Annotated in this window: 28 protein-coding genes; 14 read left to right on the top strand and 14 right to left on the bottom strand. The window is 72.0% G+C overall.

All coding sequences use genetic code 11. The features are described 5' to 3' along the window. Positions 1 to 34 precede the first annotated feature (34 nt). Positions 35 to 817, bottom strand: coding sequence for a bacteriorhodopsin (locus AMR74_RS08615; RefSeq protein WP_077152273.1), 783 nt, complete (start codon positions 815 to 817; stop codon positions 35 to 37). Positions 818 to 995: 178 nt separating this feature from the next. On the opposite strand from AMR74_RS08615, the gene AMR74_RS08610 reads away from it, so the two are divergent. The 3 genes from AMR74_RS08610 (at position 996) to AMR74_RS08600 (ending at position 3,358) form a co-directional block, all read left to right on the top strand. Continuing rightward, positions 996 to 1,370: a SlyX family protein gene (locus tag AMR74_RS08610; protein ID WP_053771663.1), complete on the top strand. Its 375-nt coding sequence runs from the start codon at positions 996 to 998 to the stop codon at positions 1,368 to 1,370. A gap of 104 nt (positions 1,371 to 1,474) precedes the next feature. Continuing rightward, positions 1,475 to 2,527 (top strand): Brp/Blh family beta-carotene 15,15'-dioxygenase, encoded by a 1,053-nt coding sequence (locus AMR74_RS08605; protein ID WP_053771662.1) that lies wholly within the window; start codon positions 1,475 to 1,477, stop codon positions 2,525 to 2,527. 90 nt (positions 2,528 to 2,617) lie between these two features. Further along, complete coding sequence (locus AMR74_RS08600) at positions 2,618 to 3,358, top strand: protein sorting system archaetidylserine synthase (RefSeq protein WP_053771661.1); 741 nt, start codon at positions 2,618 to 2,620, stop codon at positions 3,356 to 3,358. Between the two features lie 159 nt (positions 3,359 to 3,517). On the opposite strand, the gene psmB is transcribed toward AMR74_RS08600, so the two are convergent. Both psmB and AMR74_RS19075 read right to left on the bottom strand, forming a co-directional pair. Further along, the gene (gene psmB / locus AMR74_RS08595; protein WP_053771660.1) at positions 3,518 to 4,249 is read right to left on the bottom strand and encodes an archaeal proteasome endopeptidase complex subunit beta; all 732 of its coding nucleotides are present in this window, start codon (positions 4,247 to 4,249) and stop codon (positions 3,518 to 3,520) included. A gap of 215 nt (positions 4,250 to 4,464) precedes the next feature. Beyond that, a complete protein-coding gene (locus AMR74_RS19075) occupies positions 4,465 to 4,641 on the bottom strand; it encodes a hypothetical protein (RefSeq protein WP_167551900.1) in 177 nt (58 codons plus the stop codon). A gap of 325 nt (positions 4,642 to 4,966) precedes the next feature. On the opposite strand from AMR74_RS19075, the gene AMR74_RS08590 reads away from it, so the two are divergent. Next, on the top strand, positions 4,967 to 5,647 hold the full coding sequence (locus AMR74_RS08590) for a uracil-DNA glycosylase family protein (protein WP_053771659.1): 681 nt from the start codon (positions 4,967 to 4,969) through the stop codon (positions 5,645 to 5,647). A gap of 258 nt (positions 5,648 to 5,905) precedes the next feature. On the opposite strand, the gene AMR74_RS08585 is transcribed toward AMR74_RS08590, so the two are convergent. From AMR74_RS08585 to AMR74_RS08570, 4 genes are all read right to left on the bottom strand, one after another. Then, entirely contained in the window at positions 5,906 to 7,120 is a 1,215-nt protein-coding gene (locus AMR74_RS08585) for an asparagine synthase C-terminal domain-containing protein (RefSeq protein ID WP_053771962.1), read from the bottom strand. 5 nt (positions 7,121 to 7,125) lie between these two features. Continuing rightward, positions 7,126 to 7,809 (bottom strand): PHP domain-containing protein, encoded by a 684-nt coding sequence (locus tag AMR74_RS08580; protein WP_053771658.1) that lies wholly within the window; start codon positions 7,807 to 7,809, stop codon positions 7,126 to 7,128. A 545-nt stretch (positions 7,810 to 8,354) separates the two neighbouring features. Next, positions 8,355 to 8,636 carry a DUF7513 family protein gene (locus AMR74_RS08575; protein WP_053771657.1) on the bottom strand — a complete coding sequence of 94 codons (282 nt, stop codon included), beginning with the start codon at positions 8,634 to 8,636 and terminating at the stop codon, positions 8,355 to 8,357. Further along, positions 8,633 to 10,192 (bottom strand): Na+/H+ antiporter NhaC family protein, encoded by a 1,560-nt coding sequence (locus AMR74_RS08570; RefSeq protein ID WP_053771656.1) that lies wholly within the window; start codon positions 10,190 to 10,192, stop codon positions 8,633 to 8,635. The genes AMR74_RS08575 and AMR74_RS08570 overlap by 4 nt, the downstream gene beginning before the upstream one ends. A gap of 403 nt (positions 10,193 to 10,595) precedes the next feature. Here AMR74_RS08570 and AMR74_RS08565 point away from each other — a divergent pair, with 403 nt between their 5' ends. From AMR74_RS08565 to AMR74_RS08550, 4 genes are read left to right on the top strand one after another with little or no spacing between them, the layout of a single operon-like run. After that, complete coding sequence (locus tag AMR74_RS08565) at positions 10,596 to 11,063, top strand: 30S ribosomal protein S15 (protein WP_053771655.1); 468 nt, start codon at positions 10,596 to 10,598, stop codon at positions 11,061 to 11,063. A gap of 40 nt (positions 11,064 to 11,103) precedes the next feature. Further along, a complete protein-coding gene (locus AMR74_RS08560) occupies positions 11,104 to 12,348 on the top strand; it encodes a hypothetical protein (RefSeq protein ID WP_053771654.1) in 1,245 nt (414 codons plus the stop codon). Between the two features lies 1 nt (position 12,349). Beyond that, positions 12,350 to 12,712, top strand: coding sequence for a KEOPS complex subunit Pcc1 (locus tag AMR74_RS08555; protein ID WP_053771653.1), 363 nt, complete (start codon positions 12,350 to 12,352; stop codon positions 12,710 to 12,712). An 8-nt stretch (positions 12,713 to 12,720) separates the two neighbouring features. Further along, positions 12,721 to 13,368, top strand: coding sequence for a 30S ribosomal protein S3ae (locus tag AMR74_RS08550; RefSeq protein ID WP_053771652.1), 648 nt, complete (start codon positions 12,721 to 12,723; stop codon positions 13,366 to 13,368). A 151-nt stretch (positions 13,369 to 13,519) separates the two neighbouring features. Here AMR74_RS08550 and AMR74_RS08545 read toward each other — a convergent pair whose 3' ends face one another. Both AMR74_RS08545 and AMR74_RS08540 read right to left on the bottom strand, forming a co-directional pair. Next, on the bottom strand, positions 13,520 to 14,104 hold the full coding sequence (locus tag AMR74_RS08545) for a GNAT family N-acetyltransferase (protein ID WP_053771651.1): 585 nt from the start codon (positions 14,102 to 14,104) through the stop codon (positions 13,520 to 13,522). Continuing rightward, entirely contained in the window at positions 14,101 to 14,694 is a 594-nt protein-coding gene (locus tag AMR74_RS08540; RefSeq protein ID WP_053771650.1) for a GNAT family N-acetyltransferase, read from the bottom strand. Before AMR74_RS08540 ends, AMR74_RS08545 begins: the two co-directional genes overlap by 4 nt. 113 nt (positions 14,695 to 14,807) lie before the next feature. On the opposite strand from AMR74_RS08540, the gene AMR74_RS08535 reads away from it, so the two are divergent. After that, positions 14,808 to 15,086 carry a DNA-directed RNA polymerase subunit L gene (locus AMR74_RS08535; protein ID WP_004596453.1) on the top strand — a complete coding sequence of 93 codons (279 nt, stop codon included), beginning with the start codon at positions 14,808 to 14,810 and terminating at the stop codon, positions 15,084 to 15,086. Positions 15,087 to 15,212: 126 nt separating this feature from the next. Then, positions 15,213 to 16,241 carry a glycosyltransferase family 4 protein gene (locus AMR74_RS08530; protein ID WP_053771961.1) on the top strand — a complete coding sequence of 343 codons (1,029 nt, stop codon included), beginning with the start codon at positions 15,213 to 15,215 and terminating at the stop codon, positions 16,239 to 16,241. Between the two features lie 42 nt (positions 16,242 to 16,283). On the opposite strand, the gene AMR74_RS08525 is transcribed toward AMR74_RS08530, so the two are convergent. After that, a complete protein-coding gene (locus AMR74_RS08525; protein ID WP_053771649.1) occupies positions 16,284 to 16,601 on the bottom strand; it encodes a DUF7510 family protein in 318 nt (105 codons plus the stop codon). Between the two features lie 121 nt (positions 16,602 to 16,722). Here AMR74_RS08525 and AMR74_RS08520 point away from each other — a divergent pair, with 121 nt between their 5' ends. The 4 genes from AMR74_RS08520 to AMR74_RS08505 all read left to right on the top strand — a co-directional run bounded on the left by AMR74_RS08520 (position 16,723) and on the right by AMR74_RS08505 (position 21,048). After that, positions 16,723 to 17,997 carry a Single-stranded DNA binding protein gene (locus AMR74_RS08520; protein WP_053771648.1) on the top strand — a complete coding sequence of 425 codons (1,275 nt, stop codon included), beginning with the start codon at positions 16,723 to 16,725 and terminating at the stop codon, positions 17,995 to 17,997. Next, positions 17,994 to 19,631 (top strand): hypothetical protein, encoded by a 1,638-nt coding sequence (locus AMR74_RS08515; protein WP_053771647.1) that lies wholly within the window; start codon positions 17,994 to 17,996, stop codon positions 19,629 to 19,631. The genes AMR74_RS08520 and AMR74_RS08515 overlap by 4 nt, the downstream gene beginning before the upstream one ends. Continuing rightward, positions 19,631 to 20,401, top strand: a complete 771-nt coding sequence (locus AMR74_RS08510; protein WP_053771646.1) for a metallophosphoesterase — start codon at positions 19,631 to 19,633, stop codon at positions 20,399 to 20,401. The genes AMR74_RS08515 and AMR74_RS08510 overlap by 1 nt, the downstream gene beginning before the upstream one ends. A 68-nt stretch (positions 20,402 to 20,469) precedes the next feature. Then, a complete protein-coding gene (locus AMR74_RS08505; RefSeq protein WP_053771645.1) occupies positions 20,470 to 21,048 on the top strand; it encodes a putative phosphothreonine lyase domain-containing protein in 579 nt (192 codons plus the stop codon). A 27-nt stretch (positions 21,049 to 21,075) separates the two neighbouring features. Here the strand turns inward: AMR74_RS08505 and AMR74_RS08500 are convergent, their stop codons facing one another. The 4 genes from AMR74_RS08500 to AMR74_RS08485 form a co-directional block, all read right to left on the bottom strand. Beyond that, on the bottom strand, positions 21,076 to 21,546 hold the full coding sequence (locus AMR74_RS08500) for a hypothetical protein (RefSeq protein WP_053771644.1): 471 nt from the start codon (positions 21,544 to 21,546) through the stop codon (positions 21,076 to 21,078). Continuing rightward, on the bottom strand, positions 21,543 to 22,703 hold the full coding sequence (locus tag AMR74_RS08495) for a thiolase family protein (protein WP_053771643.1): 1,161 nt from the start codon (positions 22,701 to 22,703) through the stop codon (positions 21,543 to 21,545). The genes AMR74_RS08500 and AMR74_RS08495 overlap by 4 nt, the downstream gene beginning before the upstream one ends. Before the next feature lie 99 nt (positions 22,704 to 22,802). Further along, positions 22,803 to 23,546 (bottom strand): bacteriorhodopsin, encoded by a 744-nt coding sequence (locus tag AMR74_RS08490; protein ID WP_053771642.1) that lies wholly within the window; start codon positions 23,544 to 23,546, stop codon positions 22,803 to 22,805. After that, positions 23,543 to 25,090, bottom strand: a complete 1,548-nt coding sequence (locus AMR74_RS08485; protein ID WP_053771641.1) for a methyl-accepting chemotaxis protein — start codon at positions 25,088 to 25,090, stop codon at positions 23,543 to 23,545. Before AMR74_RS08485 ends, AMR74_RS08490 begins: the two co-directional genes overlap by 4 nt. Positions 25,091 to 25,188 lie beyond the last annotated feature (98 nt).

The raw sequence follows: 25,188 nt of genomic DNA, 5'->3' as shown, positions 1-25,188 counted from the left end.
CGTGCTGTTCGGTCGCGTCGGAGCGACCTGCCGATCAGTCCGCGGCCTGCGCGTCGGCACCGGCCGACGGCTCGGGAGCCTCGGTGTCGCCGAGGATGGCGCGGCTGCGGAGCAGGACGAAGCCGAAGCCGACCTTCGCCGTCACGTCGAGCACCATGAACGCCAGGGTCTCGACGCCGAGACCGACGACGCCGGCGCCCTCGGTCCCGACGATCCACAGGATCGGGTATGCCGTCCAGAGGACGGCGACGAGGGCGGTCAGCGTGTTGAACGTCGACTGCACCTCTTCGGAGCGCTGCTTCGCCGCGCTACGCAGGCTCGTCAGGAGGTAGTACAGCACGAACAGGAACGCGATCGTGCTGAACAGCCACCAAGTGTAACGCGCGAGCGGCGTGTGCGAGAGCGCGCCGATGAGGCCGGTGACGATCATCAGCGCGTCGACGCCGATGAGCGTCCCGATGGTCACGCGGTCGACCTTCGCGAGCAGCGCGAGGTCGAGCAGCAGCAGCGGCGTCGTGAACAGCCAGTCCGCGTACCGGGCGTAGTAGATCTCGAGCGGCTCCGCCATCCCGGCGACCTCGACCGTCGTCAGCCCGATGCCGAAGAACATCGACAGGTACGCCGCCGATGCGATCCCCGGCACGAGGATCGTGATCGCGTAGTACTCACGGGCCTCCTTGTCCGTCACGCCCCAACCGCGGGCGATGAAGTAGAAGGTCCCGATGAGCATTAGTAGTGTGCCGATTCCCAACCAGAGTGTCTCGGGGCGACCGTCCCCGAGCAGGTCGTATCCCGCCTGTAGCGCTATCGGGTCCATACCCACATCTTGATACAGTATATACTCTATTGAGACCGATGCCAACCCAGTTAGGTATCGCGGGCCGCGGGCGGTGCGTCGCGGGAGCGGATCTGCCCCCGCCATCGTCCCCGAACCCTGACCGCATGGAGACGTTGTCGGCCCGAAAGTAATGACCCTGGGGCCCCACTGGTGTCGTATGGCAGACGAAGAGACCGAGGCGGAAGCGGAATCGACCACGGAAACCACCGCGGAGCGCGAGGCGGAGGCGACCGACGACGTCACCATCGACGTCGAGGCGATCGACGAGTACGAGCAGCGCATCGACGAGCTGTCCACCGCGGTCGAGGAGCGCGACGAGACCATCGAGGAGCTCCGGTCGGTCGTCGAAGAGCAGTCGGAGCAGATCGACAAGCTGGAGAACCAGTTCCTCGACCTGTCCGCGCGCGTGGCCGACGGCCGGAACCTCGGCGTCTGCCCCGAGTGTAACGGACCGACCGAGAAGAAGGAGCGGCTGTTCCGCGCGGACACGATCGAGTGCACGCGCTGCGGCGAAGTGATCCACACGTACTGAAGCGCCGTTTCGGATCTCCGTCCCGCGCTGCGCCGCGTGACGGTATATAAAAGACCCAATAATGGCGACGAGGCCCTAACCCCGTAACGCCCCTACGTACGTCCATGTCGACGTCGACGGCGAGTCCGGTGCGGCGACTCATCGGTGAACCGGAACGGACGGCTATCGGTGCCTCTCGCGCGGCGTTGCTCCTGCTCGCGGTCGGGTTCGGAGCCCTGTCCGCGGTCGGCACCGACGTGTCGCTCCGGACGCAGATGATCGCGTACCTCGTCGGGATGGTCGCGCTGAACCTCCCGCACGGCGGGTACGAACACTTCTCGAACCTCCGACGGCGGGGGCTCCCGTTCGGCGCCCGGTACGTGGCGCTGTACCTCGGGTTCGTCGCCTCCTTCGTGGCGCTATTCGTGTTCGCGCCCCTGCCCGCGCTCGCGCTCGCGTTCGGGACGGCCGTCGCGAAGGGCGGGCACGGCGACCTCCGCGTGATGGACGCGCTGGTCGGGACCGAGCACCTTCCGACCAAGCCGCAGCGGGCGCTCGCCGCCCTGATCCGCGGCGGCGCCGTGATGATCGTTCCCGCCGTCTTCTGGACTGAGACGTTCTACGGGTTCACCGGCATCATGCTGGGCGTCTTCGACGGCCAGTTGGCCGGACCGGCCGCCTCGAACCCAGAGACGGTCACCACGGCGCTGGGCGCGGTCTTCGGGCTCGGCGTGGTCGCCCACCTCGGCGGCGGGCTGGTGACCAGCCTGCGCGCGACCGGCGGCGTGAGCCGCTCGTGGCTCCTCGACGCCGCGGAGACGCTGCTGCTCGTCGCGTACTTCGCCCTGGTGCCCGTGGTCGTCGCCATCGGGCTCTACTTCCCGCTGTGGTACTCGATGCGGCAGTCGGCGCGGAGCATGGTCGTCGAACGCGAGCAGCCGGACCGGACGGAGGGCGTCTCGCTCGTCGTCGCGTGGGGGGTCCTCGTCGTCGGCGCGCTGGTCACGGCGAGCGTCGCCACCGCCCTGTGGACCGTCGCCCCGAACCCGGTGGCCGGCGGCTCGCTCCTCTCCGGCGCCGTCGCCTTCTACACCATCTTCGTCTGCGTCATCGCGATGCCGCACGTCGTGGTCGGCGAGTGGCTCGACTTCGGGCGCGGCATCTGGTACGTGCCCTGAGCCCGGGCGCCGGTCCCTGTGCGCGGGCCGACCGTGCCCGCGGTCGACGAGATAACAAGCCCTAAAACCCGGCTCGTCGACCGATACGGTATGCCTCTGCGGTTCGCTCAGCGGCTGGGGCTCGCGGACGCGGTCACCGTGGCCAACGCCGCCGTCGGCTTCCTCGCCGTCGTCGCCGCGACGGTCGACGTCGCGCTCGCGGCCCGGCTCGTGCTCCTCGCGGCGGTCGCCGACGGGCTCGACGGGGTCGTCGCCCGTCACCGCGGGTCGACGCCCGCCGGCCCGTACCTCGACTCGCTGGCCGACGTCGCCTCCTTCGGCGTGGCGCCCGCCGCCCTCGTGGCCGCGGTCGTTCGCGACGGGCGGTCGTTCGCCGCCGACCCTGCCCTCGTCGCGGCCGGCGTCGGCGCGGGCGCGCTGTTTGTCGCAGCCGCGGTCGCCCGGCTCGGGCTCTACACCGTCGACGAGGACGGCGCCCGCGAGACGGTCGGCGTCCCGACGACGCTGGCGGCGACCGTGCTCGCGGCCGCCGTCATCGCCGGCTACACCGCCCCGCTCCTCCTCGTCGCGGCGACGGCGGCGTTCGCGCTGCTGATGGGGTCGACGGTGACGTACCCCGACCTCCACGCGCAGGACGCGCTCGTGATGGGCGTGGTCCAGGCCGCCGTGATCCTCACCCCCGCCGGTCACATGGCGACGGACGCGCTCCCGACGTGGATCGGCGAGGGGTTCGCGTTCGCGCTGCTGTTCCTCTCGGCCGGCTACCTCCTGCTCGGCCCGCGCTTCTACTGGGGCGACGGGATCCGCGCGCCGCCGGGGCTCCGGCGGTGAGTCCGGTAGGTCAGTGATCCGGTAGGTCGGTGAGTCCGGTACGGTCGAGCGTCGGACTCGCGTGCGAACGGACGGCGACGCGATAGAGCGGTGGCTCGGGCGTTCGCGGACGGTCGAAAATCGCAGTGAGGAGCGGTCGCCGGGGCCGCCGCGTCGGCCTTACAGGAGGTCGTCGAAGTCCTTGTACCGGGTGATATCGACGCCGTCGTCGGTGACGACCGCGACGTTGATCCCGTTGCCGGAGGCGAGGTCGCGCTCGACGGCGGACTGGATCGCCTTCGCGGCGATGGTCTCCGCCTCGTCGATCGTGACCTCGTCGTCGTACTCCTGCTCTAAGACACCGAGCGCGTACTGCGACCCAGAGCCGGTGACGGTGTACTCCTCCTCGGTCGTGCCGCCGAGGGCGTCGATGGAGTAGATGTGCGCGCCCTCGTCGTCGACGCCGCCCAGGATCGGCTGGACGACGAAGAACGCCCCGGAGCGGAGGAGGTTACCGGTCAGCGTCGACAGCGCCTCCATCGACATGTCGTTGCCGCGACGGGCCTCGTAGAGGCTCGTCTCGGCGCGGAGCGTCGAGATGAGGTTCTGCGCCGCCGAGACCGAGCCCGCGATGGTCAGGGCGCCGCGCGGGTGGATCTCTTCGACCTTCTGGACGTCCTTCGAGGAGACCATGCCGCCGAGGGAGGCGCGCATGTCGGTCGCCATCACGACGCCGTCGTCCGCCTTGATGCCGACGGTCGTAGTCCCGGTCTTCATCTCGCCTTCGCCCTCCGCCTTCGCGGCGCGGCGGTCGCTGTGTTCGAACTCGCCGAGCTCCGGTCCGAAGACGGGCTGGTCACGGCCTAGGTCGGCGGCCGGCCCGTCGGAGAGGTCGCCAGTCGGTGTTCGCATTACACGTTCGTTGGCCCGGCGCGCTGATAAAGGCAACCCTTCGGGGGCCGCCGACCGGTTCCGACGGGCCTATCCGTCGCCGGGTCGGGACCGCCCGACGGCGGCCTAACGAGCGTCTCGGCGACGACGGCGACGCGGCGAGGGCCCGCGGGGCGCGACGGCGCCGTCGCTCGGCGTCGGGTCGACGTCGCAAAACGGGGGCTACGGCCGGCCGATCACTCCTCGGCGGCGGTCTCGCACGCCTCGGTTGTGGTCTCGACGAGCCGGCCGACGGGGACGTTGACGCCGAGGTGTCGGCGCGCGAAGACGGCCACCGGAAACAGCGAGATTCCGACGGCGACGGTCGCTTGGTGCAGCCCGAAGAGGGCCGCGGTTCGGATGCGGTCGAACATTGGACTTCTGCCCCAGCCCAACCGGGGGATGTATAAATATCTTCCGTGGCCGGCGCCGAGACGATCCGGACGCAGTCTCGCGTTTTTCGGTCGTAAATTAACGATTCTGAAATTTCTCCCGTTTCGCGCGGATCGTCGCGTATCCCAAGCCGGTCCGACCGAAGTCATTCTCGTAACTTATGCGAATCCATGCCGGCTCGTGCGCCTCGCATCGGCGCCCTTCGCGCGGGTCCGTCGCCGCCTCGCCGATCGCGTCGCCCCACCAGCCACGCCGCCCCGCGCCGGACCGAACGGAATTTAACGCCGTGCGCGCTTACCCGGTCGCGTGCAGAACGTCACGGACCGGATCCGGAACCCCTTCGGGATGCGCCCCGACTGCCCCTCGTTCGTCCCCGGCTACGGCGACGCCAACGCCGACTTCCACGTCGTCGGCGACCGCCCCGGCGTCCACGGCGGGACCGCCGCCGCGGTCCCGTTCACCGGCGAGCCGTGGTCGCCCGCGTTCCTGTCGACGCTCCAGTCGGCCGGACTGATCGCCGGGCTCGCCGAGGGCGTCGCCCCCGACGGCGTCGCGACAGACGGCGACCCCACCGCGGTCGACCCCGTCTCGACCGACCGGACGTTCCTCTCGTACCTCCACATGTGCGAGAGCGACGGGCCGCCGGACGACGACGCCTACGACGACATGGAGCGGTTCTTCGACGCGGAGCTCCGCGCCATCGCGGCCCACGTGCTGCTCCCGGTCGGCGCGCGCGCGACCGAACACGTCCTTGAGACCTACACCGCCCGGGCCTGGAAGACCGAGGTCGACATGGACGCGCTCCACGGCGAGGAGCTGCTCGGCGCCGGGTGGCTCGTCGTCCCGGTCAAGAACCCGTCGGACTGGACGGACGGCGACGCCGACCGGCTCGTCGACGCGCTTGGGGAGCTCCGGTCGACCGACTTCCGCCGCGAGAGCGACCTCGGACGGTTCATCGCTGGCAGCGACCCGTACCTCGTCCGCTGACGGAACGAGTGCCCGCCGGGCGTGCGCCCCCGTCGGTCACCGCCGCATGGACGTGAACTTTCTCCGGCAAAGCGCGTCCCCGTCGGTTCGATTCGGCAGTAATCGCCTCCGTCCGCGGACGATCGTTTTCTACCCGCGCTCGGGAGTGTCATATTTGTCGCTACTGTCTGGATTTTATACTTGTCCCGTAGATCTGTTTCTAGACGCCCGATCGATCGGGCGTCGGCCGCAGGACTGGTACTCCCCGCGGCGACTTGGTCAGTTCCGGCCCTCACCGGCCGGTTTTTCGTCGGCGCACAGCGACTCGACGTACTTCCCGACGTGGTCGTCCAGCCGCCGCTTGAAGCCCGCTTGCCGCGCGAGCCGGTCGAGCTCGCGGGAGACGTACGTCCCGTACTGGACCGCCTTCTTGTCCGCGGCGTGGACCGACGCCGGGACGCGCTCGGCCGCGACCCGACGCAGCGCGACCTTCCGCTCCTCGCCGTCGACGAGCAGATCGTCGGGGAGCGCCAGCGCGGCGGCGACGACCCGGTCGTCGAGCAGCGGCGTCGCGGGCTCGACGCCGGCGGCCCGGAGCGCGAGAACGTCCCGCTCCAGCTGTGCGGGGAGCGTGCGGACGGTCTCGGTCCGCGCCCCGCGGACGGTGTCGGCCTCGACGCGGGGGTCTTCGGCGGGGTCGACGACCTTGCTGTAGCCGCCGAACAGCTCGTCGGCGCCCTGCCCGACCGCGAGCCGGTCGACCCCGTCCGCGGCGGCCGCCTCGGCGGTCAGGAACAGCGGGACCGCGATGGCGACGTCCATCGGGTTCCGGCGGCCGGTCGCGGCCGCGACCGCGCGGACGGCGCGCGTGAGGTCGTCGTGCGTGACCTCGACCGCTCGCAGGTCGCGGCCCATGGCCGCCGCGGCGTCGCGCGCGGCGGCGACATCGTGGCTCCCCTCGAAGCCGGCCACGTAGCAGGGGGCCTCGGGCACGGCGGCCGCGACGAGCCCGGAGTCGACGCCGCCGGAGAAGGCGACCGCGAGGTCGCCGCCGCTCTCGGCGCCGTCCGCGGATCGAGCGGCATCGAGGTCGTCGAGCGCCGCGCTCACCGCGTCGTCGACCGCCGCCAGCGCGGCGTCGCGGTCCGCGGTCGGACTCGCGTCGGGCAGCCGCCAGACGCGCTCCGTCCCGGCCGCCGAGGCGACGCTCCCGGCCGGAACCGGCTCGGGGTCGTCGAGGTCGGCCCGGTCGAACGCCCACGCGCCGGGCTCCGTCGGCCGGCGGTCGGACTCAGGATCGAGCGCCGCGGCCTCGGCGAACAGCGGCTGCCGACCGAGGGCGTCGCGGACCAGAACCGGCCCCTCGCGATCCGGCGGGTCGGCCAGCAGGCCGGCGAAGCCGCGCCCGCCCGGGAGGGGGTCGGCGTCGCGGAGCGCGGCCCGGACGCGGTCCGGGTCGGTGCCGCGGAGGTCGGAGGCGGGTGAGCCCGGCATCGCGGTCACCGGAGGGCGTCGAGCGCGCGGAGCGCGCGGCGCTTCGCGCCCCCGCCGAACTGGCGGAGCGAGACGCGCCACGGGGTGCGCTTCCCGACGACGCTGGTCCGGCCGTCGGCGATGCCGTCGAGGATCGCCGCGGCTGAGCGCTCGTCGGCGCCGACCTCGGTCACCGCCTGCCCCACCATCTCGGAGATGTGCGCGTCGCTCCCGGCGGTCATCGGCAGGCCGTAGCGGACGGCGAACTTCTCGGCCTGGCGGTTCGAGCGCCCGGTGAACAGCCGGGAGTTGTACACTTCGAGGGCGTCGGCGCTCGCCAGCTGCTCGTCGCTGATGTGCGCGGCGACGCCGTGGCGGGACTTCTGGAAGGGGTGGGGGACGACCGCGATCCCGCCCTGGTCGCGGATCCGGTCGAGCGTCTCGTCGAAGGGGAGGCCGCTCTCGACGCGATCCTCGATGCCGAACGCGAGGACGTGGCCGACCGCCGAGGTCACCTCCATGCCGACGATGCCGACGAGCCCGTAGTCGGGGGCCTTCTCGGCCGCCTCGATGCTGGCGTCGATCTCGTCGTGGTCGGTGACGGCGAGCGCGTCGAGCCCGACCGCGGCCGCCTGCTCCAAGAGGAGGTCGACCGGGTCGCGCCCGTCGTACGACAGCGCGGAGTGCGCGTGGAGCTCGACCGATAGCACACCCGACGGTTCGAGCGTGGTCATAAAAAGCGCCCCGGTCCGGGCCCGGTTCCCGCGGATTCGCGGCGGCTGAACCCCGTTCTAACGATCTGCTATATAAAAACACAACCGCGGTGGCGCGTGCCTGCGAGCGGCCGCCCCCGGCGGCCGCGAGGAGCACGCGCGAGGGAGTCGGCCGACCGAAGGGAGGCCGACGAGGCTGGGGAGGTGTGAGGCTGCGGTTGCGGTGCTGTAGGTGGACTCGAAGGGGCAGTCACCGGCGACGAAGTCACCGGTTGCCCGTGGCGCTACGCGCCACGCTGCCGCGAGGGCGAAGACGCGCGACGTAAGGACCGCAGGCGCGAACGGAGTGAGCGCCGAGGACCACAGCGAGCGCATCGAGTCCTCGCGGCTGGGGCTTCGGAGATGTTCGTCGGCGCTCCGCAGTCGACTAGTTATAGGCGAGCGGCTGAGAGATCAAAAGGGTTCGCCGCAGATTCGGAAGCAGCGATGTACGGGCGACTTGCCGGAGCGATGGCCTCGAAAGAATACGTCCTCGCTACCGATTAGAACGCGCTCTCGCCCACCGTCTTCCGGTAGGTCGCCCGGCCGCTGTGAGTCGCGTCGTCCCACGACTCCACGTCGACGATCACGCGGGTGTTCACCGCGTCCGGCGGCGCGCCCTCGATACGGAGCGTCGAGTCGCCGATGCGGGCGACGTGGTCGCCGTCCTCGCCGGGGCCGCCCCCCTCGCCGGTCACCATCACTTCGAGAACGTCGCCGGCCACGTAGTCCGGCGTCGGGCCGCGGGCCGACCAGCCCGCGAGGAACTTGTCGAAGACGCTCATGCGCGGGACACCTCCTCGGAGACGCGGTCGGGGATGTACTCCCGCCCGAAGCCGGTGATCGCGGCGAGGACGAATATCGCCACGAGGAACCAGCCGTGGAAGACGTACGGGACGACCTCGATGGGGTTGACGACCATCTCGGGGCCGTACTCGGCGCCGAGGCCGTCGGGCCCGACCATCACCTGGTAGCCCACTAGCACGCCGCCCGCCCACGGGAAGATGTAGCCGAGCGCGGAGGTGTTGGCGTCGAGGATGTTCGCGCGGCGGTAGCCGTTGATGTTGAACTTCTCGCCGATCCGCGCGATATACGGGGCGATCGCGATTTCGGCCGCGGTGTTGATCGTGATCATCCCGTTGATGGTCGCGGTGCCGAGGACCATCGTCAGCTCCGCGCGGCGGACCGTCGTCGCGACGGAATTCAATAATAACTCCAGGATCGCCTCGAAGCCGCCGCCGCGGATCATGATCTGCGCCATCGACACGATCAAAAGCGTCAACACGATGAGCGGGAAGAAGCCGGTCGCGCCCGTGTAGAGGCTTCCGCTAACGCCCGTGGTCTCGCCGACCGCGACGAACGGGAGCGAGGTGAACGTCCCGGCCTCGCTCACGGTGAACACGAGGATGTCGCTCACCGACGAGAGCCCGAACACGAGGTTGGACGCGACGGCGACGACGATCCCCCACGAGATCGCCTCGACGATGTGGCGGCCCGCGACCGCCGTGACGATCACGACGCCCATCGAGCCCAGGTGGACCAACCCCGCCGCGGCCGCGTCGAGTTCGGCCGCGCCCTCGAGGGTCGCGCCCGGCAGCACCGAACCCATGATCAGGTAGGCGACGAACGCCGGCACCGCAGCGAGGATCGCGTACTTGAACCGCGAGGCGACGACACCGCCGATGTCGGCGTCCTGCGTCACCGCGCTCACGATCGTCGTGTCGCTGACGGGCGCGAGGTTGTCGCCGAAGACGGCGCCCGAGAGGATGGCGGCGAACAGCAGCACCGGGTTCGCGCCGAGGAGCACGCCGGCCGGGAAGAACAGGGTCACGAACGCGATGGTCGCGCCGTACCCCGTCCCGATCCCGGTCGCGAGCAGCCCGCAGAGGACGAACGCGGCCGCCGGGAACGTCGCTCCGCTGACGTTCAACGCCTCGGCGGCGAAGATGAGTCCGTTGACGAATCCGCCGGCTTGGAGCGTGTCGGCGAACATCCCGGCCCACAGCCACGCGACGATCGCCGTGGCGGCGACGCGCTGGGTCATCCCCTCGAATATGGTGTCCGCGTACGTCTTCCAGCTCCCGCGAACGAAGAACATCCCGAGGATCGTCCCGATCAGCGCACCGATCACCAGTCCATCCGAGCCGCCGACTCTGAGAACACCGCTCTGGAAGATGGCCCAGAGGATGAAGAAGGCGAGCGGGATCGTGCTCGCCCACTTGCCTCCGCGGAACTCGATCCGCGGGCCGTCGCCGTCCTGGTCGCCGACGCCGAACTCGCTACCGTCGGGCGGGTCCCCGCCGTCGGTCGCCGGCGGAGCCCCGTCGCTGGTCTCGGTCATCTGTCGGTCACATCGCCCCGAACACCGACGACTCCCCTAAATCCTCCTTTCGGCGGAGAACTCGCGCGGAACAGAATCCCGAGCGGCGCGGACCGAGGGCGGTCGGGAGCGCGACCCCGCTCGCCGCTTCGCTCCGCGAGAACGCTCCGCCCCACAAGAACACGCTTAAGAACCCCGACGGCGACCCCTCACACGGGAACAGCACAGCTGCAGATCCGACTCGCCGGGGCCCTTTCGCCCGCGGCTTGGGAATGTAGCAGTGCGCCGACGCCTCCGGCGTCGCGGTCGGGCGGCCCGCTCGCGCGGGCCGTCCGGTCGGATCGCCCGGTCCGCGAGCGATCCGTAGCCGCGCCGCGCGGAGTCGCGGTCACGTTGCGGTTGTGCCGTTCCAACCAGACAGACAATGGCACGAATGCACACGCGCCGTCGCGGTTCGTCCGGTTCGGACAAGCCGGCGACGGACGAGACCCCGGAGTGGAGCGACGTCGACGCCGAGGACATCGAGTCCCGCGTCGTCGAACTGGCGGAGCAGGGCCACGACCCCAGCGTCATCGGCCTCAAGCTGCGCGACGAGGGCGTCAAGGGCGTCCCGATCCCGGACGTGAAGCTGGCGACCGGGAAGAAGGTCACCGAGATCCTCGAGGAGCACGACGCCGACGCCGACCTCCCGGAGGACCTCCGTAACCTCATGCGGCAGGCGATCCGCCTGCGCGAGCACATGGAGGAGAACGGGCAGGACCACCAGAACAAGCGCGCGCTCCAGAACACGGAGTCGAAGATCCGCCGCCTCGCGAACTACTACCGCGGCGACGAGCTCGACGAGGAGTTCACGTACACCTACGAGAACGCCGTCGAGCTCTTAGCGGAGTAACGCGGCGAGACGCGGCGACGACACCCCACGAGACCCACCCATGACCGAAGCGACGTCCGCCACGCCCGCCCCCGACGCGCTCGCCGGCGTCCTCGCAGACGCGCCGTTCGTCCGGCTCGTCGCGACCGACGACGGCGACGCGCTGGCAGCCGCGGGGCTGCTCGCGCGAGCGCTCCGAGCGACGGGCACGCCGTTCCAGGCGCGGGTGGCCGCCGACCCGGTCCCAGCCGACCCCGACGACGGCGTCGCGGTGACCGTCGGCGTCGACCGCGGGCCGCACGCGATCCCCGGCACGGGGCGCCCGGCCAGCACGGCGGCCTTCGCGGTCGCGCGCGCGCTCGGCGGCGACCCCGACCCCGTGGTCGCGCTCGCCGGCGTCGTCGCGGCCGGGTCGATCCCCGGCGCCGACGGCTCGGGCGACGCGCTCGACGCCGCGGAGCGGGCCGGCCGCGTCGAGCGGCGTCCCGGCGTCGCGCTCCCGGTCTCGGGCGGCGCGCCGGGCGACCAAGAGGCGGGCGCCGCACCCTCGCGGGCAGAGGCCCTCGCGGCCTCGACGCTCGCGGCGACGCGGTACTCCGGCGACCCCGAGGCGGCGCGCGACGCGCTCGCCCCGCTGGGGCTGCCGGCCGACCCCGACGCGGACGACCGCCGCCGGCTCGCGTCGCTGGTCGCGGTCGACGCCGTCGACGGCGACGACGCGAGCGAGCGCGCCGCCTCGGCGGTCGAGCGCGCGCTCCGCCCGTACGCGACGGACGGCCCGTTCGAAACGGTCGGCGGCTACGCCGACGTGCTCGACGCGCTCGCCCGGGAGGCGCCCGGGACGGGCGTCGCGCTCGCGCTCGCGAGCGACCCGGACGACTCGCTCCGAAAGAGCGCGCTCGACGCGTGGCGCCGCCACGGCCTGGCGGCCCACCGCGCGCTCGACGCCGCGACGGTCGGCCGGTACGACGGCTGCGTCGTCGCCCGCGTCGACGCCTCGGAGGCGGTCCTCCCGACGGTCGCCCGGCTCGTTCGGGACTTCCGGTCGCCGGAGCCCGTCGCGGTCGCGCTCGACGAGGGCGCGGGCCGCCTGGCCGTGGCCGCCACCGGCGGTGGCCACGCGTCGGGCGACGCGGCCGGCGAGCCGACCGACGTCGGCGACGCCTGCCGGACCGCCGCCGGCGAGGTCGGCGGCGACGGCTGGGGCACCCCCGAACGCGGCGGCGTCTCGGTCGCAACGGACGCGAACGACGCCGTCGACGCCGACGCCACGGCGGCGCTGGCCGCGCTCCGGGAGGCGATCTGAGATGGCGGGCGACGCCTCGCCGCGCGCCGACGCGGCACGGAGCGCGACGGTCCGGACCGAGCACGCCGACGCCGTGACGGTCGCGGCCGCGCTCGCCCCGGACGAGACCGACTCGATGCGCACGCGCGTCGACGGCGACGTCGTCGCCTGCGCGGTCGAGCGGCCGACAACCGGCGGGCTCCAGTCGACGCTGGACGACCACCTCGTGAACCTGCGGGTCGCCGACCGCGTGATCGAACGCGCACGCGACCACGCCGCCGCGACTCCCGACGCCGCGAACGTCGACGCCGCGGACGCAGACGCCGCGCATGACGACTCCCTCGACTCCGCAGACGAACCGCAGACGACCGACACCGACACATAACCCGACACATGAGCGAACGATCCGTATCCAAGAGCAGAGAACAGAAGCGCTGGTACACCGTGCTGGCGCCCGAACAGTTCGACCGGCAGGAGCTCGGCGAGACCCTCGCCGAGGAGCCCCAGCAGGTCGTCGGCCGCACGATCACGACGACGCTCGACGAGCTGACGGGCGACTCCAACGCGAACAACACGAAGCTGACCTTCAAGATCACCGACGTGGGCAGCGACTCGGCGTACACCGAGTTCATCAAGTACGAACTGACGCGCGACTACCTGCGCTCGCTCGTCCGCCGGGGCGCCTCGAAGGTCGAGGCGTCGATCACGGTGCTGACGACGGACGACTACCGCATCCGCGTCCAGCCCGTCGCGCTGACGACGAAGAAGGCGGACCGCTCCCAGGAGAAGGCGATCCGCCGCGTGATGATCGACAAGGTCCACGCCGCCGCCGAGGAGCGCACCTTCGAGGCGTTCATCGACGCCATCGTCGACGGGAACCTCTCGTCGGCCATCTACGGCGACGCCAAGGAGATCTACCCGCTCCGCCGCGTCGAGGTCCAGAAGCTGACCCTCGAAGCGCGCCCGAGCGAGGTCGCCGCCGAGGAGGAGGCGTCCGTGGACGTCGACGCCGACGAAGTGGCGGTCGACGCCGACGAGTAACCCCTTCGGCCGACCGACGTCGACTTCTCCGTTTATCGCCCGCCCAGCGGCCGCGCCGCCCGTTCCGTCGGCGGTTCCCGACTCGTGCGCGCCCGCTTCTCGCCGCCCGGCGCACCGTGCGCGACCGTTCCGCTCCGCGTCGGAGCGGTCCTCACTCCGCGTCGGGGGCGGTCGCCATGCGAAGCCGCGCCGGCTCGAAGCCGACCGCCTCGTAGAATTCGCGGGCGTCGCGGTTCTCGGCGTCCACGTCGAGCGTGACGTGTTCGCAGCCGCGCTCGGCGGCCGCCGTCCGGACGCGGTCGAGCAGCCGGCGCCCGAGCCCCTCGCCGCGGCGCGGCGGCCGGACGTACAGCTCGGTCACGTGGAGGCGGTCGCCGGCGGCGAACACCGGCGCCGAGGACTCGACCTCGGCCGCGGCGTACCCGACGAGACGGCCGTCGCCGACCGCGCGGTCGGCGGCCGCCGCTTCCGCGTCGGTGTCCCCCGACCCGCCGTCCTCGGCGCCCGACTCGTCGTCCTCGGCGCCCGACTCGTCGTCCACGGCGACCCACGTACAGACGGCCTCGTCGTCGAGCCGGTCCCGGCGGTGCCCGACGCCCGCCGCGACGAGGTCCACGTCGTCGGCGAGCGCGTTCCGGTCGGCGAGGGCCGCCATCTCCCGGGCGAAGGGGAGCCACAGCCCCGTCACGAGCGGGCGGACGTCGGACGCGCGGAGCCGCCGGACCGTCGCGGTCACGGCCCGGACACCTCGCGCGTCAGCTGTCGGCGGTGCGGCTCGAAGCCGACCTTCTCGTAGAACGCGGCCGCCCGCGCGTTGCCGGCGTCGACGTCGAGCCGGAGCTCGCCGCAGTCCTGCTCGCGCGCGTCTACCCCTGCTCGCTCCATCAACCGCTCCGCCAACCCGGTCCCGCGGTAGGACTCGTCCACGTAGATGTCGCCGACCACGAGCCGGTCCGGCCGGTCGAACACCTCTGGACACTCGTCGGCGCTCGTCGAGGCGAACGCCACGAGGTCTCGGTCGGGATCGGGAACGCCGACCGGCGCGGGCTCCTCGGGGTCGAGCGCCTCGGGATCGAGCGCCCCGGAACCGACGTCGCCCGGAGCGACTTCCGGATCGACCGCGACCACCCACAGGCGACGGTCGGCGTTCTCGCGGAGCAGGCGGAGCCGGAACGCGGCCTCGGCGGCGATCAGCTCCTCGTCGGGGCGGTCGGCGAGCGCGTGCCCGTCCGCCGCGGCCGCGAGGTCGCGGTGGTAGGGGAGCCACAGCTCCGCCGCGTACCGCTCCGCGGCGGCCGCCGTGGCCGGCAGGCGTTGAATCTCCATACGGCGGCCACCGGAGCCGGCGGCATACGCTTTCGGGTCGCGTGCGATCCGTCCGCATCCGCCGATATTCGGGAGACGAAAGCTTGAAACGCCGCTCGCCCGACCTCTCGGACATGGAACTGCGGGTCATCGAGAAGACCGACACGGAACTCCACATCGAGATCGCGGGCGAGGACCACACGTTCATGAACGTCCTGAAGGGCGCCCTGCTGGAGTCGGACGACGTCGCGGCCGCGACCTACGACATGAACCCCGAGCAGTCCGGGGGGCAGACCGAGCCCGTCCTCACGGTCAAGGCCGAGGAGGGCGACCCGCTCGACGTGCTCGCGGACGCCGCCGGCTCGATCACCGAGCGCACCGACGCGCTGCGCGACGCGGTCCGCGCGGCCTGAACGCGGTCCGACAGCGTCTCCCGCCGACTCCTTTCCCCGCCCTCTGTCTCTCCGTTCTCCCACGCCACGAGGGGCATACCTAAGTGGTGACTCCAGAAACGGGGGTGTATGCCGCCGAGCGTACTCATGCTGGGGTGGGGGTTCCCGCCGAACATCACCGGCGGGCTCGACGTCCACGTGGGGGAACTGTTCACCGGGCTCCGCGACGACCTCGGGGTCGAGGTCACCCTGGTGTTGCCCGCGGAGTTCGCCCCCGACGACGAGCCGGGACTCGAACCCGTCGAGACCGGCGAGGGCGACGTCGCGGCGCGCGTCGGGGAGCTCTCCGACCGCTTCGCCGAGCTCGCGCCCGACCACGACGTGGTCCACACGCACGACTGGTTCGGGTACGGTCCCGGCCGCGCCGCCGCCCGCGCGTCCGACGCCACCTGGGTCTCCTCGTTCCACTCGCTGGCGAGCGACCGCAACATCGACCCGCCGAGCCGCGAGGTCGAGACCGAGCGCCGCCTCGCGAACGCCGCCGACACGAACATCGCGGTCAGCGAGATCGTCCGCTCGGACATCCGGGAGCTGTACGACGCCGACTCGCGGGTCGTGTACAACGGCTTCTCGACGCCGACGTTCTCCGGGAAGGACGTGCGCGAGGACCTCGGCATCGACGGCGAGATGCTGTTCTTCGTCGGGCGCCACACCGACCAGAAGGGGATCTCCCACCTCCTGTACGCGGTCAAGAAGCTGCGCGGCCGCGACGCGACGCTCGTCGTCGGCGGATCCGGCCACCAGACCGACCAGCTCAAGCGGTTCGCGGAGCTGCTCGGTATCGAGGACCGCGTCGAGTTCGTCGGCTACGTCCCCGAGGCGGAGCTCGGCGACTACTACGCCGCCTCGGACGCGTTCGTCTCGCCGTCGTACGCGGAGCCGTTCGGGATCACGATCACGGAGGCGCTGGAGGCCGGGACGCAGGTCGTCGCGACCCCGTCCGGCGTCGCGGAGGTGCTCCCCGACGGCTGCCTCGTCGAGGTCGCGACGGACTCGGAGTCGATCGTCCACGGGCTCATCGAGGCGCTCGACCGCGAGGAGCCGCCGGAGTACGAGCGCCGCGAGTGGCTGGACGTGGCCGAGGACACGCTCGCCGTGTACGAAGACGTCGCCTGAACCCTCGGTCCAGTCCCCGCCCGTCCGCCGCCCGCGGCGGGCTCAGCTCTCGTCGCCCCGATACACGTCGAACTCCGTCACCGGCTGCGGGTGCGTGACCCGGAAGCCGTCCGCGGTCTCCATCACGCCGCGCGTGCTGCCGGTCGTCCCGCCGTACGGGCTCTCCTCGCCGCCGGCGCCGGCGCCCTGATACGGCGAGGTGTACGGCGACCCGCCGACCGGGTCGTCGAACCCCTCGGGCGGGAGGTAGATCCGCTCGCCGTTCGCCGACCGCACGACGACGGCGACGTCCCTCGTGCCCGTCACGTCGATGACGGTGCGGTCGTCGGTTATCCGCGCGTCGACGTCGATCTCGTCCATGCCCCACGATGCGGACGGGGACGGTTTAGCCCTACCGGCCGTCGCGGGCGCCGCGCTCCCGCCCGCGGCCGGCTCGAACGGTGGTGAATCCTTTTGTGCGGCCGCGCCGAACCTCGCTTCGATGGACGTCAACAGCCATGCCGAGGAGCTCGCCTCCGACCTCGGCGTCGACAAAGAGGAGGTCAAAGCCGACCTACAGAACCTACTGGAGTACAGCGTCCCCATCGACGAGGCGAAACAGAGCGTCCGCCGGAAGCACGGCGGGGGCGGCGGCGGGTCGTCGCCGACCCCGGACGCCGTCGACGTGGGCGAGATCACCACTGAGAACGACGGCGTGACGGTCACCGTCCGCGTGCTGACGCAGGGGACGCGCACCATCCGATACCAGGGCGACGACCTCACGATCCGGGAGGGGGAGGTCGCCGACGAGACCGGCGTCATCTCCTACACCGCGTGGCAGGACTTCGGCTTCGAGCCGGGCGACTCGCTGACGATCGGCAACGCCGGCGTCCGCGAGTGGGAGGGGGCGCCGGAGCTCAACCTCAACGACTCGACGACGGTCGCCATCGCCGACGAGCCCGTCGAGGTCGACCGCGAGGTCGGCGGCGACCGGAGCCTCGTCGACATCGCGGCCGGCGACCGCGGCCGCAACGTCGAGGTCCGGGTGCTGGAGGTCGACGAGAAGACAATCTCCGGCCGCGACGGCGAGACGGAGATCCTGGAGGGCGTCGTCGGCGACGAGACGGCGAAGCTCCCCTTCACCGACTGGCAGCCCCGATCCGAGATCGCGGTCGGCGCGGACCTCCGGATCGAGGACGTGTACGTCCGGGAGTTCCGCGGCGTCCCCTCGATCAACCTCACGGAGTTCTCGACGGTCACCCCGCTCCCCGACCCGGTCGAGGTCGCCGAGGACGCCCCCCGCCTCTCGGTCGCCGACGCGGTCGGCTCCGGCGGGATGTTCGACGTCGAGGTCGTCGGGAACGTCTTGGAGGTCCGGGACGGCTCCGGACTCATCGAACGCTGTCCGGAGTGCGGCCGCGTCGTCCAGAACGGCCAGTGCCGGAGCCACGGCGACGTGGACGGCGAGGACGACCTGCGCGTGAAGGCCATCCTCGACGACGGCACGGACACCGTCACCGTCGTCCTCGACGACGAGCTCACCGCGGAGGTGTACGGCGGCGGGCTCGACGACGCCCTCGCCGCCGCGAAGGACGCGATGGACAAGCAGGTCGTCGCCGACGACATCGCCGACGCGCTCGTGGGGCGCGCCTACCGCGTCCGCGGGAACCTCTCGGTCGACGACTACGGCGCCACCCTCGACGCGACCGAGTTCGCGCTCGCCGCCGACGACCCCGCCGAGCACGCCCGCGCCGCGCTCGCGGAGGTGGGCGAATGAGCGACGACGGGCCCGGCACGCGCGAGGTCGCCTACAGGGTGTTCGCAGCCGAGTTCGACGACGCCTCGCTGTCGTACTCCGAGAGCGACGAGGAGCGCGCCCCGAACTACGTCGTCACCCCGACCGGCGCGCGGGTGAACCGCCTGTTCACCGCCGGCGTGCTCACCGAGGTCGAGCGCGTCAACGACGAGACGCGGCGCGGCCGCGTCGTCGACCCCTCCGGCGCGTTCGTCACCTACGCGGGCCAGTACCAGCCGGAGGCGCAGACCTTCTTAGAGCGCGCCGACCCGCCGGCGTTCGTCGCGCTCACGGGCAAGGCGCGCACCTTCGAGCCCGAGGACTCCGACCGTGTGTTCACCTCCGTCCGCCCGGAGAGCCTCAACGAGGTCGACGCCGACACCCGCGACCGCTGGGTCGTCTCCGCCGCGGAGGCGACGCTCGACCGCCTCGCGGTGTTCGCGCGGGCGCTCGACTCCGACCTCCGGGGCGACGACCTCCGCGCGGCGCTGGAGGCGGGCGGCGCCCCCGCCCCCCTGGCCGCGGGGATCCCGAAGGCGCTCGACCACTACGGCACCACCGCGGCCTACGCCGAGGCGGTCCGCCGCCTCGCGGTCGACGCCCTGGAGATGATCGCGGGCGACCGCGACGAGGTCCGCGCCCTCGACCTCGACCCCGACGAGGGCGGCGAGACCGCGCTCGGTCCGCTCCCGGAGACCGACGTGACGGTCGTCGAGCCGGCGGCGACGACCGAGGCCGACCGAACCCCGAGCGAGGCCGGCGCCTCCGAGGCGGAACCGTCTCCCGCCGCGAGCGACGCCGATCCGGCCGCGGAGTCGGACTCGGCCGCTGAGTCGGACTCAGCCGCCGACTCCGGGGCAACCGTCGACGACGACTCGTCGTCCCCCGAGACCGACTCGTCGCTCGGCGACTCGACCGAGGCGTCGACCGACGACGCCGGGTCACAGACGGACGACACGGCCGAACTGGCGTCCGCTCCGACCGCCGAACCCGAATCGCTCGGCGACACTGGCGACTCAACCGAGGCGGCAGCCGACGACGGCGGGCTCGGCGACTTCGACGCCGGCGGCGACGCGGACGCGACGTTCGACGACGGGAGCGAGGCGGACGCGACCGCGGACATCGACCCGGACGCCGACGCCGACGACATGTACCAGCTCGACGACGAGGAGCGCGAGGAGATCGAGTCCGAGTTCGGCACCGACTTCTCGACCGGCACCGAGGTCGACGACCCGGGCGAGGCCGACATCGACGTGCCGGACCCCGAGGACCTCGCCGAGGAGCCGGTCGACGACCCCGCGGCGGCCGCGGACGAGGCGTCCGGCGCCGCGACCGAGGAGAGCGAGCCGGCCGACCCGGCGACCGAGGTCGCCGAACCGACCGAAGACGACGAGTCCGACGCGACAGAGGCCGCCGAGGACGTCGACCTCGAAGCCGCCGCGGTCGCGGCGATGGGCGACCTCGACGACGGCGACGGCGCGCCCCGCGAGGCGGTCGTCGAGCGCGTCGCCGACGACCACGGCGTCGATCCCGGCGCGGTCGAGGACGCCGTCCAGGACGCGCTGATGAGCGGGCAGTGTTACGAGCCCGGCGACGGGCTGCTCAAGCCGATCTGATGGCGCGGGTGGAGCCGGTCGTCGGCGAGCCGGCCGCCGTGGCCGACCTCGACGGCGAGCGTGCGGTGCTCGTCGCCGACGTTCACGCCGGCATCGAGGTCGGCCTGCGCTACGAGCGCGGCGTCGAACTGGACTCCCGCACCGGCGAGCGCCGCGAGCGCCTCTGCGACCTGATCGCCGAGACCGACGCCGACCGGCTCGTGGTCCTCGGCGACCTCGCGCACCGAATCGGCGCGCCGGACGGCGACGAGCGCGAGGAACTGGAGACGCTGGTCCGCGCCGTCACGGACCGCGTCCCGATGACGCTCGTCGAGGGGAACCACGACGCGGGCGTCGCGGAGGCGTTCGCCGACGACCTCGACGTGATAGGTCCCGAGGGCGGGCTGATCGGCGACTCCCCGGGAGCCGTCGGCGTCTGTCACGGGCACACCTGGCCGGACCCGGGGCTCCTCGACGCCGACGTCGTGTGTACCGGCCACGAACACCCGCAGGTGCGGCTGGAGGACGCGGTCGGCGGCTCGCGCGTCGAGCGCGCGTGGCTCCGCGGGGAGCTCGATTCCGCGGCGTTCACCGAGTCGGGCGACGAGAGTGACCGCGCGGCCGACGCACCCGAACTCGTCGTCTTCCCCGCGTTCAACGAACGCTCGGGCGGGACGTGGGTGAACGTCGAGGGTCAGTCGTTCCTCGCGCCGTACCTCCCCGTGGCGCTGCCCGCCGCCGACGCCTACCTGCTCGACGGGACGCGGCTCGGCGACTACCGACGGGTCTGAGCGCCGCGAGCCAACGTCCGCGTCGCGACGGACGAGACCGTTTTCACCCGCGGCGACGAACCGGCGCCATGGTCACCGACCGGTCGCCGACCGCGATCGACGAGGCCGGGTGGCACTGGCTCCGCGTGAAGCACGTGACCGGGTTCCCGCGACAGGCCCGCGACGCCTACTTTCCGACCCACGACGTGACGCGCCCGGCGGCGACGACCGAGGCGGACCTACCGGAGATCGACCGATCGCGGGCGGACGCGCTCCCGGTCGCCCCCGAGACAGTCCGCGACGCCGACCGCCTCGCGCTGGAGACGACGTACCTGAGCGGGAAGTGGCTCGTCGAGCGCCCCGCGGCGGCGGTCGACGACCTCTGGGAGGGCGTGGTCGAGGACGTCGCGGCCGGGCGGTTCTGGGACGCGAAGGTCACGACCCGCGCCGGCCGCGAGGCCTTCGGCGAGACGGCCCACGCGGTGCTGGTGTTCACGCCGAACTACTTCGACCGGGCGGACGTCGACCGGGTGCGGCGTCGGCTCAGGGAGGTCCACGGCGTGACCGAGGAGATCAGGTACCGCCCCGACGTCTACACGCTCGACGGGGTTCACGAGGACCGGCTCGGTGCGCTCACCGATTCCGCCGCGTCGCGGTTCCGGGCCTGAGGCCCCCGGCCGCGGGGCGCTCTCGAACTACTCGACGGGGCGGAACCGGAACCCGTCCCAGTCCTGGCTCTCCGGCTCGCGGATGCCGGCGCCCGGCTCGCGCAGTTCGCCGGCGTGGACGGGCTCGACGCGGTCGCCGATGGCGACGTCGAACTGCTCGCCGTCTCCGTCGTCGCCCGCTTCCGAGTCGCCCCGCTCGGCCACCTGTCCGAGCGCGCGGACCGGCGGCCCGTCGTAGTCGTCGCCCATCTCGAACTCGACGATGGCGAGGGTGTTCGGCTCGCGGACCCCCGGCGGCGTCGCGGTCGAGGTCGTCCACGTGACGACCCGGCCCTCGTACTCGCGGAGGTCGACCGTCCCGACGCGCTCGGCGCCGTCCGGGCTCACGGTGTGGGGCGGGTAGGTGACCGTCTCGTCCGCGTACTCCGCCGCCTCGAAGGTCGGTTCCTCGCCGGGCGCTGCCCCGTCCTCGCCGTCGGTCGTCTCGTTGTCGCTCATTGGCTTCCCTCCAGGATAGTGGTGGTCACGCAGTTCCCGAACCCGCCGACGTTGCAGGCGAGGCCCGTGTCGGCCTCGACCTGTCGCGGGCCGGCGTCGCCCGTCACCTGCTTGAATATCTCGTACACCTGCGCGACGCCGCTCGCCCCGAGGGGGTGGCCCTTCGACTTGAGGCCGCCCGAGGTGTTGATCGGGAGGTCGCCGTCGCGGTCGGTGACGCCCTCCTCGACCGCCTTCCACCCCTCGCCCTTCTCGAAGAAGCCGAGGTCCTCGCTCTGGAGGAACTCCAGGATGGTGAACATGTCGTGGAGCTCCGCCACGTCGACGTCGTCCGGACCGATGCCGGCCATCTCGTAGGCGATGTCCGAGGAGTCCGCGACCCCGCCCATCGTCGTCGGGTCCGCGCGCTCGTGGACGACGTGGGTGTCGGTCGCGCCGCCGATCCCGCTGATCACGGCGTAGCTCCCGTCGGGCGCGTACTCCTCGGCGACGGACTCGGGGCAGAACACGAGCGCCGCCGAGCCGTCCGTGATCGGACAGAAGTCGTACAGCCGGAGGGGGTCGGCGACGACCGGCGAGTCGAGGACGGTGTCGAGGTCGACCTCCTTCCGAAACTGCGCGTGCGGGTTGTCGACCCCGTTCCTGTGATTCTTCACCGCGACCTTCCCGAGGCTCTCGCGTGGCGCGTCGTACTCGTCGAGATAGAGCCGCGCGGTGAGCCCCGCGAACGAGGGGAGCGTCACGCCGTGTTTGTACTCGACCGGGTGGGTGAGCGACGCGATCACGTCGGTCGCCTCCGCGGTCGTCCGGTGGGTCATCTTCTCGCCGCCGACCAGCATGGTGAGGTCGCTCGCGCCGGACGCGACCGACTGCCACGCGGCGTACACGCCCGCCCCGCCCGACGAGGAGGTCTGGTCGATCCGCGCGGTGTAGGCCGGCTGGGCCGCCAGATCGTGGGCCAGCGCGTTCGGGACGCCGGTCTGCCCCTCGAACTCGCCGCTGGCCATGTTCGAGACGTACAGGTGATCGAGGTCGTCGCCGTCGACGCCGGCGTCGTCAAGCGCGGCCGCGCCCGCCTCCGCCAGCAGCTCCCGCACCCAGGCGTCGCGCTGCCCGAACGGGGTCATCGACGCGCCGACGATCGCTACGCGTTCCATACCGCCGGGTCCGTCGCAGTCGCCTAAAACGTACCTCTCTGCGGTCGCCGTCGTCGGAGTGTCCCGGCCCGGCCTGCGGGCGGGAGGCCCCGCGAGGCCTCAGTCGCCCCCGGTCGGCGTCTCGTCGCCGAGCGACGGGGCCACGCCGTCGCGGTCCGCGGCCGCCGCGGACACCACGTCGGTGAACGCCTGCCGCCGCGCGTAGAAGAAGTAGACGTACGGCACCTTCGCCAGCACGTCGAGGAAGGCGTACGTCAGCGCGGCGCCGACCGCGCCGGTGAACCCGATCCCCGACGGGCCCATCAGCCAGACGAACGGGTACGCGAGCCACAGCAGCCCGACGTGATTCTTCAGCAGGCTGAACAGCCCCCGCTGCATCGGGTCGTCGGGGACCGACCGCGGGAATATCAGGTACAGATACGCGAACAGCGTGACGTGGAACAGCGCCGAGACGCCGAACAGCACCCACCTGAGCGTCCCGTCGGCGACGACCGCACCGGCGCCGAACGCGATCATCAGCGCGTCGGCGACCATCACGCCCGCGATTGCGCGGCGCGACGCGCCGGCGACGTAGCCGATGAACCCGACGAGCAGCGGCGTGGTGACGATCCAGTCGACGTATCGGAGCCCGACCAGCTCGTTCCCGTTCACCGTCACGGTCCCGATTCCGAGCGCCATCCCGACGTACGCGAGCCCGGCGAACCCGGGGATCGCCGCCAGCGCCGCCAGTCGGCCGCGGTGCTCCGACCCGTTGAGCTTCGCGTACAGCGCCGCGGTGATCCCCAGCCCGACGAGGAAGCCGACGGCCGCGATCCAGTACGCGGCGGTGACGGGACCGGTCATCGCGCACCCCCGTCGGTCGTCGCCCGCGAGCGGCCGGCACCGCCCTCGGCGGCCGGGCCGCCGGTCCCGGCGTCGCTCCCCTCGACGGTGAAGGCCGCGACGCGGTCCTGGAGCGTCGTCACGGCGTCGGTCTGGAACTCGCGCAGCGAGTCGGACACGTCCTCGACGACCGACTGTCCCTCCTGTATCTCCGCCGCCGTCTCCTCTGCCGTCTCGGCGGTCTCCGTGCTGAGCTCCGTGATCTCGTCGACGGACTCCGCGGTGTCCTGTACCGTGTCCGCCTGGTCAGCCGTCGTCCGGCGGATCTCCCCGAGCGACCCGCTGATCTCGTCGACTGAGTCGGCGATCGACTCGATGTCGGAGAGCGTCGACTCCACCGTGTCCGTCCCGGTCTGGACGCGTTCCTGCGTCGAGCGGATCGACACCGTCACCTCCTCGGTCTGGTCCGCGATCTCGTCTATCATCTCGTCGATCTCGTTCGCGCGCGACTGCGTCTCCTCGGCGAGCCCCTTCACTTCCTCGGCGACCACGCTGAACCCGTCGCCCGAGCCGTCCGCGCGGGCCGCCTCGATCGAGGCGTTCAGCGCGAGCATGTCGGTCTGCTCGGCGATCTCGCCGATGATGTCGACGATCTCGGTGATCTCGTCCATCCCCTCCTGGAGCCGCTCGACCCGGTCGACGGCGCGTTCGGCCTCCGACTCGACCTCGGCCATCTCGTCGAGCGCGCTCTGGGAGGAGCTGCGCGCGTCGTCGCTCGTCGCGGCGACCGCCTCGCTCCGGTCCGACAGGTCGTCGACGGTCGCCGCGATCTCCTCGGCCGAGGCGCTGATGTTCTCGACGTCGGCGGCGATCGACTCCAGCTCCGCGCGCTGGTCGCTCGCCTGTCCCCGGATCGTCGTCGCGCTCTCGGTCGCGCTGGCGACGCGCTGTTCAACCTCGTTGCTCATCTCCGCCATCTCGCCGGCGTCGGCCTCGATCCGATCGGCCATCTCCCGGACCGTCTCCACGGTCGCCTGGAGGTCGTCCATCATCTGGTTGAACGACTCCCCGACGGTCGCGAGGCTCTCGTCGCTCGCGTCGACGTCGACCCGGCGCGTGAGGTCGCCGGTCGCCGCCTCCTCCATCACCTCGGCGTAGCGGTCGGCCGTCCGGCGATACCGTTCGGCCATCTCCGTCGCCTCCGCCCGCGCGTCCTCGAACTCGTCCTGCGTCCGCTCCATCTCCGCGAGGCGGTCCTTCAGCGAGACCCGCATCTCCTCGATGGAGCCCGCCAGTTCGCCGAACTCGTCGGTCCGCGTGGACCGGACCTCCCGGTCGATGTCGCCGTTCGCGACGCGTCGCGTCTGCGCGCCGATCTCCGTGACGCTGGCGATCGTCTCGGCCGCGTTGATCGACCCCAGCGTCAGCAGTCCGGCGACCGCCGCGACGACCGTCGCGTTCGCGTCGTTCGTGACCACGCCGACTGAGACGATGAACGCCCCCGTCGCGACGTACCCGACCCCCAGTTTCGCCCCGTAGCTGTCTTTCACCGCTGCGATCGGCATACGATCTAACAGGCGAACCAACGTGTTAAACGGCGGCCCGCCGCTATCATACGTGATATTCGAAATCGGCGGCGGGCCTGAATCCGCGTCCCCGTGTC

Source organism: Halorubrum tropicale (assembly GCF_001280455.1).
GTDB lineage: Archaea > Halobacteriota > Halobacteria > Halobacteriales > Haloferacaceae > Halorubrum > Halorubrum tropicale.
The sequence above is the reverse complement of the archived record's forward strand: the minus strand, read 5'-3'. Positions and strand labels throughout refer to the sequence as shown.

Bases quoted from the DNA above. Each gene is read 5' to 3' on its own strand.
- AMR74_RS08615 (WP_077152273.1), bottom strand. From the start codon at position 817: ATGGACCCGATAGCGCTACAGGCGGGATACGACCTGCTCGGGGACGGT.
- AMR74_RS08610 (WP_053771663.1), top strand. From the start codon at position 996: ATGGCAGACGAAGAGACCGAGGCGGAAGCGGAATCGACCACGGAAACC.
- AMR74_RS08605 (WP_053771662.1), top strand. From the start codon at position 1,475: ATGTCGACGTCGACGGCGAGTCCGGTGCGGCGACTCATCGGTGAACCG.
- AMR74_RS08600 (WP_053771661.1), top strand. From the start codon at position 2,618: ATGCCTCTGCGGTTCGCTCAGCGGCTGGGGCTCGCGGACGCGGTCACC.
- psmB (WP_053771660.1), bottom strand. From the start codon at position 4,249: ATGCGAACACCGACTGGCGACCTCTCCGACGGGCCGGCCGCCGACCTA.
- AMR74_RS19075 (WP_167551900.1), bottom strand. From the start codon at position 4,641: ATGTTCGACCGCATCCGAACCGCGGCCCTCTTCGGGCTGCACCAAGCG.
- AMR74_RS08585 (WP_053771962.1), bottom strand. From the start codon at position 7,120: ATGCCGGGCTCACCCGCCTCCGACCTCCGCGGCACCGACCCGGACCGC.
- AMR74_RS08575 (WP_053771657.1), bottom strand. From the start codon at position 8,636: ATGAGCGTCTTCGACAAGTTCCTCGCGGGCTGGTCGGCCCGCGGCCCG.
- AMR74_RS08570 (WP_053771656.1), bottom strand. From the start codon at position 10,192: ATGACCGAGACCAGCGACGGGGCTCCGCCGGCGACCGACGGCGGGGAC.
- AMR74_RS08565 (WP_053771655.1), top strand. From the start codon at position 10,596: ATGGCACGAATGCACACGCGCCGTCGCGGTTCGTCCGGTTCGGACAAG.
- AMR74_RS08560 (WP_053771654.1), top strand. From the start codon at position 11,104: ATGACCGAAGCGACGTCCGCCACGCCCGCCCCCGACGCGCTCGCCGGC.
- AMR74_RS08555 (WP_053771653.1), top strand. From the start codon at position 12,350: ATGGCGGGCGACGCCTCGCCGCGCGCCGACGCGGCACGGAGCGCGACG.
- AMR74_RS08550 (WP_053771652.1), top strand. From the start codon at position 12,721: ATGAGCGAACGATCCGTATCCAAGAGCAGAGAACAGAAGCGCTGGTAC.
- AMR74_RS08540 (WP_053771650.1), bottom strand. From the start codon at position 14,694: ATGGAGATTCAACGCCTGCCGGCCACGGCGGCCGCCGCGGAGCGGTAC.
- AMR74_RS08535 (WP_004596453.1), top strand. From the start codon at position 14,808: ATGGAACTGCGGGTCATCGAGAAGACCGACACGGAACTCCACATCGAG.
- AMR74_RS08530 (WP_053771961.1), top strand. From the start codon at position 15,213: ATGCTGGGGTGGGGGTTCCCGCCGAACATCACCGGCGGGCTCGACGTC.
- AMR74_RS08525 (WP_053771649.1), bottom strand. From the start codon at position 16,601: ATGGACGAGATCGACGTCGACGCGCGGATAACCGACGACCGCACCGTC.
- AMR74_RS08520 (WP_053771648.1), top strand. From the start codon at position 16,723: ATGGACGTCAACAGCCATGCCGAGGAGCTCGCCTCCGACCTCGGCGTC.
- AMR74_RS08515 (WP_053771647.1), top strand. From the start codon at position 17,994: ATGAGCGACGACGGGCCCGGCACGCGCGAGGTCGCCTACAGGGTGTTC.
- AMR74_RS08510 (WP_053771646.1), top strand. From the start codon at position 19,631: ATGGCGCGGGTGGAGCCGGTCGTCGGCGAGCCGGCCGCCGTGGCCGAC.
- AMR74_RS08505 (WP_053771645.1), top strand. From the start codon at position 20,470: ATGGTCACCGACCGGTCGCCGACCGCGATCGACGAGGCCGGGTGGCAC.
- AMR74_RS08500 (WP_053771644.1), bottom strand. From the start codon at position 21,546: ATGAGCGACAACGAGACGACCGACGGCGAGGACGGGGCAGCGCCCGGC.
- AMR74_RS08495 (WP_053771643.1), bottom strand. From the start codon at position 22,703: ATGGAACGCGTAGCGATCGTCGGCGCGTCGATGACCCCGTTCGGGCAG.
- AMR74_RS08490 (WP_053771642.1), bottom strand. From the start codon at position 23,546: ATGACCGGTCCCGTCACCGCCGCGTACTGGATCGCGGCCGTCGGCTTC.
- AMR74_RS08485 (WP_053771641.1), bottom strand. From the start codon at position 25,090: ATGCCGATCGCAGCGGTGAAAGACAGCTACGGGGCGAAACTGGGGGTC.